Origin of the sequence: Streptomyces sp. NPDC028635, assembly GCF_040637635.1 — a bacterium.
Classification (GTDB): Bacteria; Actinomycetota; Actinomycetes; order Streptomycetales; family Streptomycetaceae; genus Streptomyces.
In genome coordinates this window covers 150,904-164,006 of sequence record NZ_JBEZWX010000013.1, presented here as the reverse complement: position 1 = coordinate 164,006, position 13,103 = coordinate 150,904, and the positions used below count along the sequence as shown (strand labels likewise).

Annotated in this window: 12 protein-coding genes; 9 read left to right on the top strand and 3 right to left on the bottom strand. The window is 72.1% G+C overall.

Going from position 1 to position 13,103, the window contains the following annotated elements; all coding sequences use genetic code 11:
* Nucleotides 1-9 precede the first annotated feature (9 nt).
* The 8 genes from AB0E88_RS17155 to AB0E88_RS17120 all read left to right on the top strand — a co-directional run bounded on the left by AB0E88_RS17155 (nucleotide 10) and on the right by AB0E88_RS17120 (nucleotide 9,103).
* On the top strand, nucleotides 10-969 hold the full coding sequence (locus AB0E88_RS17155) for a hypothetical protein (RefSeq protein WP_361630834.1): 960 nt from the start codon (nucleotides 10-12) through the stop codon (nucleotides 967-969).
* A gap of 23 nt (nucleotides 970-992) precedes the next feature.
* Nucleotides 993-1,487, top strand: a complete 495-nt coding sequence (locus AB0E88_RS17150) for a hypothetical protein (protein WP_361630831.1) — start codon at nucleotides 993-995, stop codon at nucleotides 1,485-1,487.
* Between the two features lie 143 nt (nucleotides 1,488-1,630).
* Nucleotides 1,631-2,326, top strand: coding sequence for a hypothetical protein (locus AB0E88_RS17145; protein WP_361630828.1), 696 nt, complete (start codon nucleotides 1,631-1,633; stop codon nucleotides 2,324-2,326).
* A gap of 282 nt (nucleotides 2,327-2,608) precedes the next feature.
* Nucleotides 2,609-5,602: a BTAD domain-containing putative transcriptional regulator gene (locus tag AB0E88_RS17140; protein ID WP_361630825.1), complete on the top strand. Its 2,994-nt coding sequence runs from the start codon at nucleotides 2,609-2,611 to the stop codon at nucleotides 5,600-5,602.
* A complete protein-coding gene (locus tag AB0E88_RS17135; RefSeq protein WP_361630822.1) occupies nucleotides 5,599-6,351 on the top strand; it encodes an A24 family peptidase in 753 nt (250 codons plus the stop codon). The genes AB0E88_RS17140 and AB0E88_RS17135 overlap by 4 nt, the downstream gene beginning before the upstream one ends.
* Before the next feature lie 85 nt (nucleotides 6,352-6,436).
* A complete protein-coding gene (gene mqnC / locus AB0E88_RS17130) occupies nucleotides 6,437-7,636 on the top strand; it encodes a cyclic dehypoxanthinyl futalosine synthase (RefSeq protein ID WP_361630819.1) in 1,200 nt (399 codons plus the stop codon).
* Nucleotides 7,637-7,643: 7 nt separating this feature from the next.
* The gene (locus AB0E88_RS17125) at nucleotides 7,644-8,249 is read left to right on the top strand and encodes a hypothetical protein (RefSeq protein WP_361630816.1); all 606 of its coding nucleotides are present in this window, start codon (nucleotides 7,644-7,646) and stop codon (nucleotides 8,247-8,249) included.
* A gap of 158 nt (nucleotides 8,250-8,407) precedes the next feature.
* Complete coding sequence (locus AB0E88_RS17120; protein ID WP_361630813.1) at nucleotides 8,408-9,103, top strand: demethylmenaquinone methyltransferase; 696 nt, start codon at nucleotides 8,408-8,410, stop codon at nucleotides 9,101-9,103.
* A 56-nt stretch (nucleotides 9,104-9,159) separates the two neighbouring features.
* Here AB0E88_RS17120 and AB0E88_RS17115 read toward each other — a convergent pair whose 3' ends face one another.
* Nucleotides 9,160-9,501, bottom strand: coding sequence for a PASTA domain-containing protein (locus tag AB0E88_RS17115; RefSeq protein ID WP_361630810.1), 342 nt, complete (start codon nucleotides 9,499-9,501; stop codon nucleotides 9,160-9,162).
* Nucleotides 9,502-9,594: 93 nt separating this feature from the next.
* Nucleotides 9,595-10,101 (bottom strand): GNAT family N-acetyltransferase, encoded by a 507-nt coding sequence (locus AB0E88_RS17110; protein WP_361630807.1) that lies wholly within the window; start codon nucleotides 10,099-10,101, stop codon nucleotides 9,595-9,597.
* 97 nt (nucleotides 10,102-10,198) lie between these two features.
* Here AB0E88_RS17110 and AB0E88_RS17105 point away from each other — a divergent pair, with 97 nt between their 5' ends.
* The gene (locus tag AB0E88_RS17105; protein ID WP_361630804.1) at nucleotides 10,199-11,491 is read left to right on the top strand and encodes a geranylgeranyl reductase family protein; all 1,293 of its coding nucleotides are present in this window, start codon (nucleotides 10,199-10,201) and stop codon (nucleotides 11,489-11,491) included.
* Between the two features lie 316 nt (nucleotides 11,492-11,807).
* Here the strand turns inward: AB0E88_RS17105 and AB0E88_RS17100 are convergent, their stop codons facing one another.
* Nucleotides 11,808-12,635, bottom strand: coding sequence for a C40 family peptidase (locus AB0E88_RS17100; protein ID WP_361630801.1), 828 nt, complete (start codon nucleotides 12,633-12,635; stop codon nucleotides 11,808-11,810).
* Between the last annotated feature and the right edge of the window lie 468 nt (nucleotides 12,636-13,103).

The following is a 13,103-nucleotide window of genomic DNA, read 5'->3' as shown; positions in this document are numbered from 1 at the left end:
ATTCCGGCGGTGTCGTACGCCGGAGACAAGACACACGGTGGGACCAGCCTCGGCACCGCGAACGGCAACCGCAGCGGCAACAAGATCACGGTCGAGACGAAGATCCAGACCACCGTCAACGGCGGCAGCAGTGGCGGCAAGACCGGCACTCTCTCCTCGACGGACTCCAACTGGACGCCTCCCGCCTGCTGGTACGAGCCGGCCTTCTCGCCGAAGGAGATCGAGGCGGACGTCAAGACGTGGCGTTCGTTCACCTTCTTCGGGATCGGCAACGTCGTCGGCGACTTGCTGGACTCGTACTACAAGGACGGCAAGCCCTACAAGGACTACAACCTCGACAAACAGGGCAAGGGCATGTTCTGGGCGGCCGTGGTCAATCCGAACCGCAAGGACGACCCCGAGGCCAGCGCCTGCGACAAGATGCCCTTCTGGGTGGACAACGGAAAGACTCCGCCCGACCCCCTGGCCGTCAGCCCCAAGGTCCTCGCCGAGTACGCCTACGACGAGCTGCCCATCCCGGAGACCAAGGTCGAGATGGCCCCGGCCGGGACCTCCACGGTGAACCTGCCGACCTGGATATGGCTGAACAAGGCCGACTTCCACCCGGTCTCCGTCACCGCCAGTCTGCCCGGCACCGGCCTGTCGGCGACCACCACCGCCACACCCGAGTCCCTGCACATCGACCCCGGCACCAGCGACGCCGAGACCTTCCCGGCGTCCGGCGACTGCACGTTCGAGGGCGGCGGCATCGGCGAGCCGTACGCCAAGGGCAAGGCGAACCAGACTCCGCCCTGCGGCGTCCGCTACCTCCGCTCGACCGGCGCCAACGGCTCCTACGCGTTGAAGGCCACCGTCACCTGGAAGATCACCTGGACCAGCACCACCGGCGAGGGTGACCGCCTCCCCGACGGCACCTTCGGCGCCACCCAGAACGTGACCGTGCGCGAGATCCAGTCGGTGAACCGCTGAGCGAGCAGGGCCGGAAGGAACCCATGCTGTACGAAGAGAAGATTCCCAAGACCTGGCTGGCGATCACCACCGTGCTCTACCTGGCCGGTGTCGCCGCGATGGGCGCGGGCAGCCTGCCCGACGACTTCGGGCTGTGGCTCGGCCTGTCGGCGATGTTCCTGGTGCTGATCTGGGTGCCGTTCAACGCCGTGCCGCTGTCGAAGTACTTCTTCAACCGCATCCAGGTCGACGCGCAGACCCTGCGTGTCGGCCGGGAGCGCATCGCCCTCGCGGACCTCGACCCCGCCGGCGTGTACGCGGCGTCCCAGCAGGCGGTGCCGACGGCCCCGCAGCGCTACGCGACGTCGCTGAACACCAACGCACCGGTCCAGGCGCGGCTGGTCGGCGGCGGGTGGAGCGTGCCCATGGGAATGGACAGCGTGGTCCTCACCACCCGCCGCGGCGAGGCCCTGACCATCGCCACCCGCGACCGCACGGCGTTCCTGACGGCCCTGGGCAGCGCCGTCGGCGCCCGGTGAGCCGATGACCACCACACCACGTGTCTGGGCCGTCGTCGCGTACCCCTGCATGTGGCCACCGACAGCGACGTGGGGCAACAGGACGCGAGGGGACTGCGGGTGGTGCGGTGGTCGGCCGGTGTCTGAAGGCAGGGAGGTGGCGCGTGTTCGGTCGTCGCAGGAGTGAACCGGCGGTCGCGCCGGTGCCCTGGCACGGGCCGGAGTGGTTCACCGTCGGCACGGTGGCGCGGCACGGATCGCTGCGCCGCAAGGACCTGACGGGGCCGCTCGCGGTGCGCGTGCCGTCGACCCAGGACGGAACGCGCTACTACGCGCCGGCGGCGCTCGTCACCGCCTCCGCGGACGAGACACCCTCGTACCGGTTGCACGACGCCACGCAGCCCGCGGTGACGGTGTGCGTCGCCGTGCCGGAGAAGGGCGGGGCACGGTACCGGGTCACCGGTGCGCAGGGGGAGGAGCTGGGGCTCGTGCTCCGCACCCCCGCCGCCAAACGGGCCGTCCAGCACAACTGGTGGCTCCGCCAGCCCGGTCACCCCGATGTCGTCGCCCGCTACCACTGGGCCCGCGGCACCGCCCGGGACGTGGTGGAGCGAGGAAAAGAGAACGTGGTGCGCGGGGCGGGCGCGGTCGTGGAGGGCGTGGTGGACTCCCTGCTCAGTTTCGGCGCGGAGGACGACAGTGCCGGACGGCCGCACACCCCCAAGCCGGTCACCTGGCGCGCGAACGACGAAGTGGCCCTCACGTCGGAGCAGTTGGGAAAAGTCCGGGCATACATGCCCAAGGTGGACTGGCTGGACCGGCGGCTGGCCTTCGCGCTGGCCGTGCTGAGGCAGGCGTGAGGGTCGTGGGACGGGACGGACAACTCGGGCTTCCGCGGCAAGCGGTGCGCAATGCTCCGGGCGGACTCCGCCGGTGTGTTCCGGTTCCGTCCCGGCCTCTCCGCGCTGTCGGTTCCCGTCCATAAGATCTCTGTAGGCTCGAAGCACCCACCCCAGGCACCTACCGAAGCACCCACCCCAGGCACCTACCGAAGCACCCACCCCGGGCACCTGACGCCCCCCACGCTGCACACCGTCCCTCCCCACTCGACCTCACTCGACCTCGACCCCAGGACATCCGCCATGGCGCGACGCAGGACTTCCAGCTCGACGGGAAGCTCGGGCAATTCGACGGGCCCGCGGAACCGGACTCCGCAGCCGGTGCGGGTGCGGCGGCGCTCGTTCGGGGACTTCGTGAAGGCGTTCCTCGCCTTCGTCGCCCTCGTCGCGCTCGTCGTCGGCGTTCCTCTCGCACTGGCCTCGCAGGTCGGCTGGCCGCTGCCCAGCGGTGTGCCCAGTCTCGACTGGCTCCAGCAGGAGATCACCGTCCAGACGTTCCTGCACATTCTGACCGTCGTCGTGTGGTTCGCGTGGGCGCAGTTCACCGCGTGCGTGCTCGTCGAGGTCAAGGCCGCGGTGTCCGGGGTCGGTGTGCCGGGGCGGGTGCCCGGTGCTGGGCCGAGCCAGCTGCTCGCACGGCAGCTCGTCGCCGCGCTGCTGCTCGTCGGCGCCACCGCCGCGAGCCTCACGCCGGGGCTGTCGCAGCTGGGCCACAGCCTGGAGGGCAACCAGAAGCCGACCGTCGCCGCCGCCCAGCAGACGCCGGGGCTGTTCGCGCAGACGCAGGAGCAGACCGCCAACGCCGCCTCCGCGCTCGCGGAGCAGGCCGCACACGCGCGTGCCGACAGCCAGGCCAAGCACGGGGACACGAAGTACTACCGGATCCAGCCGCCGGAGGGCCGCCACCACGACTCCCTGTGGGAGATCGCGCAGCGCCATCTCGGCGACGGCCGCCGGTACAAGGAGATCTACGAGCTGAACAAGGACCGGATCCAGCCCGACGGCTCCCGGCTGTCCGAGGCCAGCCTCATCCGGCCCGGCTGGATCATGGAGATGCCCGGTGACGCCCGCGGCGGCGACCTCGTCGAGATGCCCGACGACGCCGCCCAGGTCTCGCCCGAGATCCAGCACCAGATCCACGACTACGCCAAGAGCGGCCACCACGCCCAGGGCGGCGACCACGCTCAAGGCGGCGACCACGCTCAAGGCGGCGGCCACGCCCAGGGCGGCGGCCACGCCCAAGGCGGTGCTCATGCCTCCGTGCCCGAGCAGCGCCCCGGGTCCGGCAGCCCGCAGCACCAGCAGCCGCACCAGCAGCAGGACCAGCGGCAGCAGGCCGCCGACGACGCCTCCTTCCGGCTCGGCCAGGCCCTCCTCGGAGCCCCCCTCCTCGCCGCCGGCCTGCTCGGCGCCCTCGGCCGGCGCCGCCGGCAGGCGCTGTGGCAGTCGGCGATCAGCACCGTGCGCGGACGCGGCATGGAGCCGCCCACGCCGACCGGTGACGCGCTCGACGCGCAGGACGCGCTCCTCGTCGGCGCCGACCCCGAGGGCGTACGCCTCCTCGACCGCTCGCTGCGCGGCCTCGCCGCCGCCCTCGCCGCCGAATCGCGGCCGCTGCCGGTCGTCTACGCGGCCTGGCTGACCGGCGGCGAACTGCACCTGCAGCTCGCCCAGCCCTCCGGCAAGCCGCCCGCGCCCTGGCAGCTCGGGCAGGACCAGACGTTCTGGGTGCTGGCGGGCAGCGACGCCCGTTCCTACGGCGACACCGACACCGCCGCTCCCTACCCGGGCCTGGTCAGCCTCGGCACCATGGACGACTCCCGCCTCCTGCTCAACCTGGAGGCCGTGCCCGGCATCGTCTCGCTGAGCGGCCGCGAGGCCGACCGGGACGCCGTCTTCGCCTCCGTGGCCGCAGAACTCGCCACCAACGGCTGGTCGGACCGCATGACCATCACCCTCGTCGGCTTCGGCGAGGACCTCACCGCGCTCGCCCCCAACCGGCTGCGCCACCTCGACGGCATCGAGGCCCTGCTGGAGACCATGGAGGCCGAGACCCGGCAGCGGCGCGGCGCGCTGGGCGCCGCCGGACACGACTCGGTGCTGACCGGCCGTACCGGACCCGCGCAGCACGCCCGCTGGGCACCGCACCTCGTACTGCTCGCCGCGCAGCCCTCCGCCGAGGACGCCCGCCGGCTCGCCGAACTGGCCGCCGACGCCAGCCGCCTCGGCATCGGCTACCTCGTCGGCAGCGAGAGCGGCGAACTGCCCGGAGCCGCCTGGGAGATGGAGATCTCCGGCGACGGCAGGCTGCGCGCCCCGCTGCTCGGCCTGGAGCTTCAGGCGCAGCTCCTGCCCGCGGCGCTGCGGCAGGCGGTCGTCGAGCTGTTCGTCAAGGCCGACCCCGAGCACGGCGGTCCGGACGGGCCGACGACCACCCCGCCGTTCCTGGTCGACGTCAGCGAGCAGGGCCGCCCCGCGGTCTACGCCCGCCTCGTCGGGTCGTACGAGATCATCGGTCTTCAGGCGCCCGACGACGAGCGCAGCGCGCTGCTGCACGAGGCGCTCGCCCTGCTCCTGCTGCACCGCGAGGGCGTGCACCCGCGCGTGCTGTCCTCCGCGCTGTGGCCGCGCGGTGTCACCGACGACGTCCGCGAGGCGCTGCTGGAGCGGCTGCGCGTCTGGCTCGGCGCCGACCCGGACGGCACGCCGCGCCTCACCACCGACGCCACCGGCCGGCTCGTCCTCGCCAAGTCGGTCGTCTCCGACCTGGACGTGCTGCGCTCCCTCTACCACGAGGCCACGCAGGGCCGGGGCGTCGACAGCCGTGCCGTGCGCGGACGGCTGCTCACCGACGCGCTCGTCCTGGTGCGCGGCCCGCTGCTCGCCGACCGGCCCGACGGCCGCTACCGCTGGCTGACGCACGAGATCGTGGACGCCCAACTCCCGCTGCTCGTCGCCGACATCGGGCTGGCGCTGTCGGAGTTCCACCTGGAGAAGGACCGCGCCGAGCGGGCCATCGAGGCGCTGAACGCCGCGCTGCGGACCGCCCCGGACGACGAGCGCCTGTGGCACGAGCTGCTGCGCGCCACCCACGCCACCGGTGACCCGGAGCGGCTCGCGGCGCTCGCCGGCGATCTCGTCGCCCGCAGCGGGGCCCGCGGCGTGCCGCCGCGCACCGAGGCCCTCCTCGACGAGCTGCTGCCGACGTGGCGCGAGGGCGCCGCGGCCGTCGGATGAACGACCTGATCCTGGCCGCCGTCGCCGCGCTGTGGGGTGCGGTGGCGGGGGCACGGCTGCCCCGGGCGGCGTACCGGTTCAGCGTGCCCTCCGCCGCGGAGGGCGAGGAGCGGCAGGGCTGGCGGCGGGAGTGTCCGCACGGGCATCCGGTCCGCGGCTGGCTGGGCCCGGCCCGCTGCCGCGCGTGCCCGCCCGCGACGGCGTCGTACGGCCCGCACGCCTGGGGGCCGGCCGTCGTCACCGCCGTGCTGTGCGCCGCCCTCGCCGCCGCCACCGGCACCCGGCCCGAGCTGTTCGTCTGGCTGCTGCTGGCGCCCGTCGGCGTCCTGCTCGCCGTGGTCGACCTGAGGGTGCAGCGGCTGCCCGACCCGCTCACCCTGCCCCTCGCGGGTGCCGCCGCCGTCCTGCTGGGACTGGCCGCGCTGCTGCCGGAACACGCCGGGCACTGGACGACGGCCCTGCTCGGCGCCCTGGCGCTGGGCGGCGGCTACTTCCTGCTGTTCCTGATCAACCCGGCGGGCATGGCCTTCGGTGATGTGAAGCTGGCGCTGGGCATGGGGGCCGTCCTCGGCTGGTACGGCTGGCCGACACTGCTGCTGGGCACCTTCGCCGGATTCCTCCTCGGCGCGCTGTACGGCGGTTTCCTGGTCGTCGCGCGGGGCGCCGGGCGGCGTACGGCGATCGCGTTCGGGCCGTTCCTGCTCGCGGGGGCGTTCGCGGGGGTGCTGGTGGGGGCGTACACGGCCTGAGACCGGCAAGGCCAAGGTCAGCGCTGTCGGAGGGCTGGCGTACGCTGGTTCGGTCCGTTACACCCCTTACGAAAGGGACGCTCCGGTGACCGAGAAGGCCGACCTCCAGTCCGTCCTCGACCGTGCCGCCGCGGGCGGACGGATCACGCCCGAGGAGGCGCTCGACCTCTACCGCGACGCCCCGCTGCACGCGCTCGGCGCCGCCGCCGACGCCGTGCGCCGCCGCCGGTACGCGGGCACCGAGCACATCGCGACGTACATCATCGAGCGGAACATCAACTACACGAACGTGTGCGTCACGGCGTGCAAGTTCTGCGCCTTCTACGCCGCCCCCAAGGACACGGCCAAGAGCTGGACCCGCGACCTCGACGACATCCTGCGCCGCTGCGCGGAGACCGTGGAGCTGGGCGGCACCCAGATCATGTTCCAGGGCGGCCACCACCCGGACTACGGCGTCGAGTACTACGAGACGCACTTCAAGGCCATCAAGGACGCGTTCCCGCAGCTCGTGATCCACTCCCTCGGCGCGTCCGAGGTCGAGCACATGGCCCGGATCAGCGGTGTGACGGTCGAGGAGGCCATCACCCGTATCCACGAGGCCGGCCTCGACTCCTTCGCGGGCGCCGGCGCCGAGCTGCTGCCGGAGCGGCCGCGCAAGGCGATCGCGCCGCTGAAGGAGTCCGGCGAGCGCTGGCTGGAGATCATGGAGACCGCGCACCGGCTGGGCGTGGAGTCGACGTCCACCATGCTGATGGGCACCGGCGAGACCAACGCCGAGCGCATCGAGCACCTGCGGATGATCCGCGACGTACAGGACCGCACGGGCGGCTTCCGCGCGTTCATCCCGTACACCTACCAGCCGGAGAACAACCACCTGAAGGGCCGCACGCAGGCGACCCTCTTCGAGTACCTGCGGATGATCGCGATCGCCCGCCTCTTCCTCGACAACGTGGCGCACATCCAGGGCTCCTGGCTGACCACCGGCAAGGAGGTCGGCCAGCTCTCCCTGCACTACGGCGCGGACGACCTCGGCTCGATCATGCTGGAGGAGAACGTCGTGTCCTCCGCCGGCGCCAAGCACCGCTCCAACCGCATGGAGATCATCGACCTGATCCGCAAGGCGGACCGGGTCCCGGCGCAGCGCTCGACGACGTACGAGCACCTGGTCGTGCACGACGACCCGGCGAACGACCCCGTCGACGACCGCGTGGTCTCCCACATCTCCTCCACCGCCATCGAGGGCGGCACGGCTCATCCGGAGCTGAAGCTGCTCGCGTCCAACTGATCCGGCAGTGCTGACGATTCACGCCGACTCCCGGGGCCGTGCCCTGGTCGTGCAGGGCGAGTGGATCACCACCGCCGGGCCCGTGGAGGAGGCCCGCGCCGCGCATCCGCGGGCGCGGGTGCGCGAGTGGCCCGGCATCCTCACCCCGGGCCTGGTCACCCTGTACGGCAACGAGCTGCTGGAGGAGGCCTACCACCCGGACCCGCGCGAGGCGGACGAGCTCGGCACCGAGCCGCTGACCGGCGACGCGCTGGCGGCGCTCGCCCTGGACGACGCCCGCTGGGGTGCGAGCGCCCGGCGGGGAGTGCAGCGCATGCTGGCGCACGGCACGGTCGCCGCCGCCTGCGAGCCGCTGCGCAACCGCGCGGTGCAGGACGCGGTACGGCGCACCGGGCTGGGCGTGGTGGGGCGGACCGGCAGGCCGGAGGGGCGGGCGTCGCTCGACCCGTACGCCTGTGGGACGCCCGTGCAGTTCGCGCCCGAGCGGGAGGCGGGCTCGGCCGCCCGGTTCGCGGTGTTCGACGTGGCGGACGAGACGGAGCTGCTGGAACGCGGCGCGGGAACGTGCGTGGCGACGGTCGTCGCGGGCCGCCTGCTGTACCGGCGTCGCTGACCATCCCGAGAACGTCCGTGCGCGCCCGCGGACGGCGGGCGCTTCCCGGGGGGCGGGCGCTCCCCGGACGGCGGGCGGTTCACGGACCGCGGCGCGTTCCTCGTGGCGCGCCAGAAGCCGACGCTCCTGCCGGCAGGGCCCCCTGCCACAATGGTCCGGTGACCCGCGCATCCCTGGACAAGCAGCCGCACGAAGTCGCTTCGATGTTCGACGACGTGGCGGACCGGTACGACCTGACCAACGACGTGCTGTCCCTGGGGCAGGACCGCCGCTGGCGCAAGGAGGTGGCCAGGGCGGTCGACGCCCGGCCCGCGCAGAAGGTGCTGGACCTGGCCGCCGGTACGGCGACCTCCTCGCTGCCGTTCGCGCAGACCGGGGCCTACGTCGTCCCCTGCGACTTCTCCCTCGGCATGCTCCAGGTGGGCAAGCGCAAGCGCTCCTGGCTGCCCTTCACCGCCGGGGACGCGACGAAGCTGCCGTTCAAGGACGACACCTTCGACGCGGTGACGATCTCCTTCGGGCTGCGCAACGTGCAGGACTTCGACACGGCCCTGCGGGAGATGCACCGGGTGACCCGGCCCGGCGGGCGGATCGTCATCTGCGAGTTCTCGCACCCGACGTGGGCGCCCTTCCGGACCGTCTACACCGAGTACCTGATGCGCGCGCTGCCGCCGGTCGCCCGCGCCGTGTCCTCCAGCCCGGACGCCTACGTGTACCTCGCCGAGTCCATCCGTGCCTGGCCGGACCAGCCCGCCCTCGCCGAGCACCTGCGCAAGGCCGGCTGGACGAAGGTGGCCTGGCGGAACCTGACGGGTGGCGTGGTGGCGCTGCACCGGGGGTTCAAGGAGAGCTGAGCCCGCCGGCGGTTCCGGGGGCGGGCCGGCCCGGGCAGGGGCGGCCCGCGGGCCGGTCAGCGGCCGATCATCGCGTACGGGTCGCCCGGCTCGTCCAGCTCCCGCTGCAGCCCGCCGTGCGGGGGCTGCGGCAGGCGCGGCTCGTGCACGCCCGCTCCGCCGCCCCCCTCGCCCTCGCCGAGGTCGAACCACACGGTGACCACGGCTCCGCGCGGCACCTCGGCGCCGGGCGGCGGGTACTGCCGTACGACGTAGTCGACGACGGTGCGGCGGAAGTCGGGCCGGTCGGGAGCGGCGAGCAGCACCCCGTGCGCGGTGGCTCTCTCGCGCGCGTCGACGGCCATCAGACCGACGAGCCTGGGCACACGGACTTCCGGTGTTCTGGGTGTTATCGGCACAGATGTCACCCCCAGCGGTACTGGCAGGGTAACCGCCCAGGGGTGCCCACCGGAAGCGTCGCGTCGCAGTCCGTAGTGACCTGTTACTGAGGGTTACAGGTCGAGCCGGTAGCAGTGCCCCTTCCGCTCCGACTCCGGCGTCAGGAATGTCTCCGCCAGCCTCATCCCCAGCCGCTGTGTCACCGCGATCGAGCGGGCGTTACGCGCGTCGACCAGGGCGACCACGCTGTCCACGCCCGCCGCGCGCACCCGTTCCAGGGTCATCTCGGCGGCGGCGGTGACGTACCCCTTGCCCCAGTGCTCCCGGCCCAGCCGCCAGCCGATCTCGATCTCGCCGGCCGGTCCCCAGGCGTGCGGCCAGGGCTGGGCGCCGGTGAAGCCGATGACCCGGTTCTCCTCGTCCACCATGGTCCACAGGCAGAAGCCGCGTTCGGCGTCGTGTCTGCGCTGGCGGGCGGTGAGTTCCTCGTAGACGGACAGCTCGGCGGGTCTGCCGCCGTGGAACTCCATGACGTCCGGATGAGCGAAGACCCGGTGCCAGGCCACCGCGTCCTCGTCGGTGGGGACACGCAGTCGTACCACGGGCAGAGTTCGGTTCACGGGGCAGCCCTTCAGCCGATCGATCCATGCTGCTGAATAGACTGCCCATGTCCCGTGCCGCTCGGCACACAGATTTCAGACTTGGGGAGATCCCGCCGTGAGTGTCGTGACCGAGCCCCTCTCCGAGAACACCGCCGATGTGATCGTCGTGGGCGCGGGCCCGGCCGGCTCCACGACCGCGTACCACCTCGCCCGGGCGGGCCTCGACGTGCTGCTGCTGGAGAAGACCGCGTTCCCACGGGAGAAGGTGTGCGGTGACGGCCTCACCCCGCGCGCGGTGAAGCAGCTCGTCGCGATGGGCATCGACATCTCCGAGGAAGCCGGCTGGTTGCGCAACAAGGGCCTGCGCATCATCGGCGGCGGGGTGCGCCTCCAGCTGGACTGGCCGGATCTCGCCTCCTTCCCCGACTACGGCCTGGTCCGCAAGCGCGACGACTTCGACGAGCAGCTGGCCCGCCAGGCCCAGAAGGCGGGGGCGCGGCTCTTCGAGCGCTGCAACGTCTCCGGCCCCGTCGTCGACGACCGGACCGGCCGCATCACCGGTGTCACCGCCAAGCTGGGCGAGGAGAAGCGCGAGGTCACCTTCCACGCGCCGCTCGTCGTCGCCGCCGACGGCAACTCCACCCGGCTGTCCCTGGCGATGGGCCTGCACCGCCGCGAGGACCGTCCGATGGGCGTCGCGGTGCGGACGTACTTCGAAAGCCCCCGCCACGACGACGACTACCTCGAGTCCTGGCTGGAACTGTGGGACCGCCGCGGCCCCCAGGACCGGCTGCTGCCCGGCTACGGCTGGATCTTCGGCATGGGTGACGGCACCTCCAACGTCGGTCTGGGTGTGCTCAACACCTCCGACTCCTTCAAGGAGCTGGACTGGCGTGAGGTGCTCAAGGCCTGGTGCGCGTCCATGCCGGACGACTGGGGCTACACCCCGGACAACATGACCGGCCCGATCCGCGGCGCCGCCCTGCCGATGGCCTTCAACCGCCAGCCGCACTACACCAAGGGCCTGCTGCTCGTCGGCGACGCCGGCGGTCTGGTGAACCCGTTCAACGGTGAGGGCATCGCCTACGCCATGGAGTCGGGGCAGCTCGCCGCCGACGTCATCGTCCAGGCGCACGCGCGTGCCACGCCGGGCCAGCGCGAGCTCGCCCTCCAGCGCTACCCGCGGATCCTCAAGGACACCTACGGCGGCTACTACACGCTCGGCCGCGCCTTCGTGAAGCTCATCGGCAACCCCAAGGTCATGCAGATCGCCGCCCAGCGCGGTCTGACCCACCCGGTGCTGATGAAGTTCACCCTCAAGCTACTCGCCAACCTGACCGACCCGACGGGCGGCGACGCGATGGACCGCATTATCAACGGCCTGAGCAAGGTGGCGCCGAAGGCGTAGCCCCCCCCCCGCGCGGACAGCGACAGCCGGCGCTCCCCTCGGGGGAGCGCCGGTTTGTACGTTTTCCCCGCCAAGGATGCGTGACTTGGGCGTATTTGCCGCGCCGAGGGCGTGCGGCTTGTGTGTATGTGCCGCGCCCGGGGGAGGTGTGGGTTGGGCGTAAGCGCCGCGCCGAAGACGTCCGGCTTGTGCGTATGTGCCGCGCCCGAGGGGTGTGCGGCGTGCGGCCGTCGCCGCGCCGGGGTGTGCCGAAGGGCCGCGGTCTCCAGGAGACTTGCGGCCCTTCGTCCCTTTTACGGTCGTACGTGCGCGTGTGTCAGAGGACGCGCACCGCACCGCTCGGCGGGTCGTACGACAGGTCCCGCTCGACGACGCCCGAGGACGGGTTCTGCGCGCCGACGAACATGCCGTCACCGACGTACACGGCCACGTGGTAGGCGCTGCCCGCACCGCCCCAGTAGAGGATGTCGCCCGGCTGAAGGTTGCTCAGGGAGACCTGGGTGCCGGCGGTGGACTGGTCCTGCGAGACGCGCGGCAGGTCGATGCCGACCTGCTTGAAGGCCGTCTGCACCAGGCCGGAGCAGTCGTAGGCGGAGGGGCCGGTGGCGCCGGAGACGTAGGCCTTGCCGACCTGCGCCTTGACGAAGTCGACGACCGCGGCGGCCGAACCGGTCGCCGAGGACGAGCTGGTGGAGACGTCGGCGCTCACGGAGGCGGAGAGCGTGGGGCGCTCGGCGCTGCGGGAGGCGCGCTGGGCGGCCTGCTCGGCGGCGGCCTTGCGGGCGGCCTCCTCCTCGGCCTTCTTCTTGGCCTCCGCGGCCTTCTTCTTGGCCACGGCGAGGTTCTTCTCGGCCTGCTGGGCGGCCTTCGCCGCGGCCGCGTCACGCTCGGCACGCAGCTCGTAGTTCGCGGCGGCCAGCTGCGTGGCCTCAGCGGACTGGGCGACCTGGGCGGAGATGTCCGCCGTCAGGGTGGGCAGTTCAAGGGTCTGCGTCACCGGCTCCGCGGCGTTCGCCGAGGAGGCCGACGCACCGGCGACTGCCAGGGTGCTGAGGACGCCACCGGCAACTCCGGCCCGCATCGCGATTTTCGACGCGCTGCGGCGGGGCTTCCGGTGGCTGCGTATGTGAGCGGTGTGGGACATGGGTACAAGCGGTACCAGGGGCTCCTTCATACCTTCAAGAAACGTGTGCTGCGCCACAGTTGCTCAGCCGAGACCCCGAATCCCGGGCGTGTCGTTCTTTATTGACGCCGTAACGGACATTGCGGACCCAGCTCAACACGGCTTTGATCACGTACTTTCGTCATTACGCCCGAATTGCCCTGCGCCTACCACTGGTTGGGCTCGATGGCCAAGCCTGGTTCTCGGGGGCCTCTCGCGGGTGTGGCGGAGGTCACGGAACGGCCGCCGACGGGGCTGCGTCCGCGCAGCATGATCACATCCTGATCACGGCGCGATCTCGACGGTGCGACTTCGTGAACGCGTGCACGCGTCCACTGCGTGTGCCGCAGGTCCCTCTGATGTGTGAACGCGGCCTCTAGCAAGAGATCAAGTCCAGGGCGAATTTGCCTGGCGTGGATCCGTCTTGATATGGAGGCGACCCCTCTGAGC

Excerpts from the sequence above, each read along its gene's own strand:
- AB0E88_RS17100 (WP_361630801.1), bottom strand. The coding sequence starts at position 12,635 with ATGTCCCACACCGCTCACATACGCAGCCACCGGAAGCCCCGCCGCAGC.
- AB0E88_RS17150 (WP_361630831.1), top strand. The coding sequence starts at position 993 with ATGCTGTACGAAGAGAAGATTCCCAAGACCTGGCTGGCGATCACCACC.
- AB0E88_RS17135 (WP_361630822.1), top strand. The coding sequence starts at position 5,599 with ATGAACGACCTGATCCTGGCCGCCGTCGCCGCGCTGTGGGGTGCGGTG.
- AB0E88_RS17140 (WP_361630825.1), top strand. The coding sequence starts at position 2,609 with ATGGCGCGACGCAGGACTTCCAGCTCGACGGGAAGCTCGGGCAATTCG.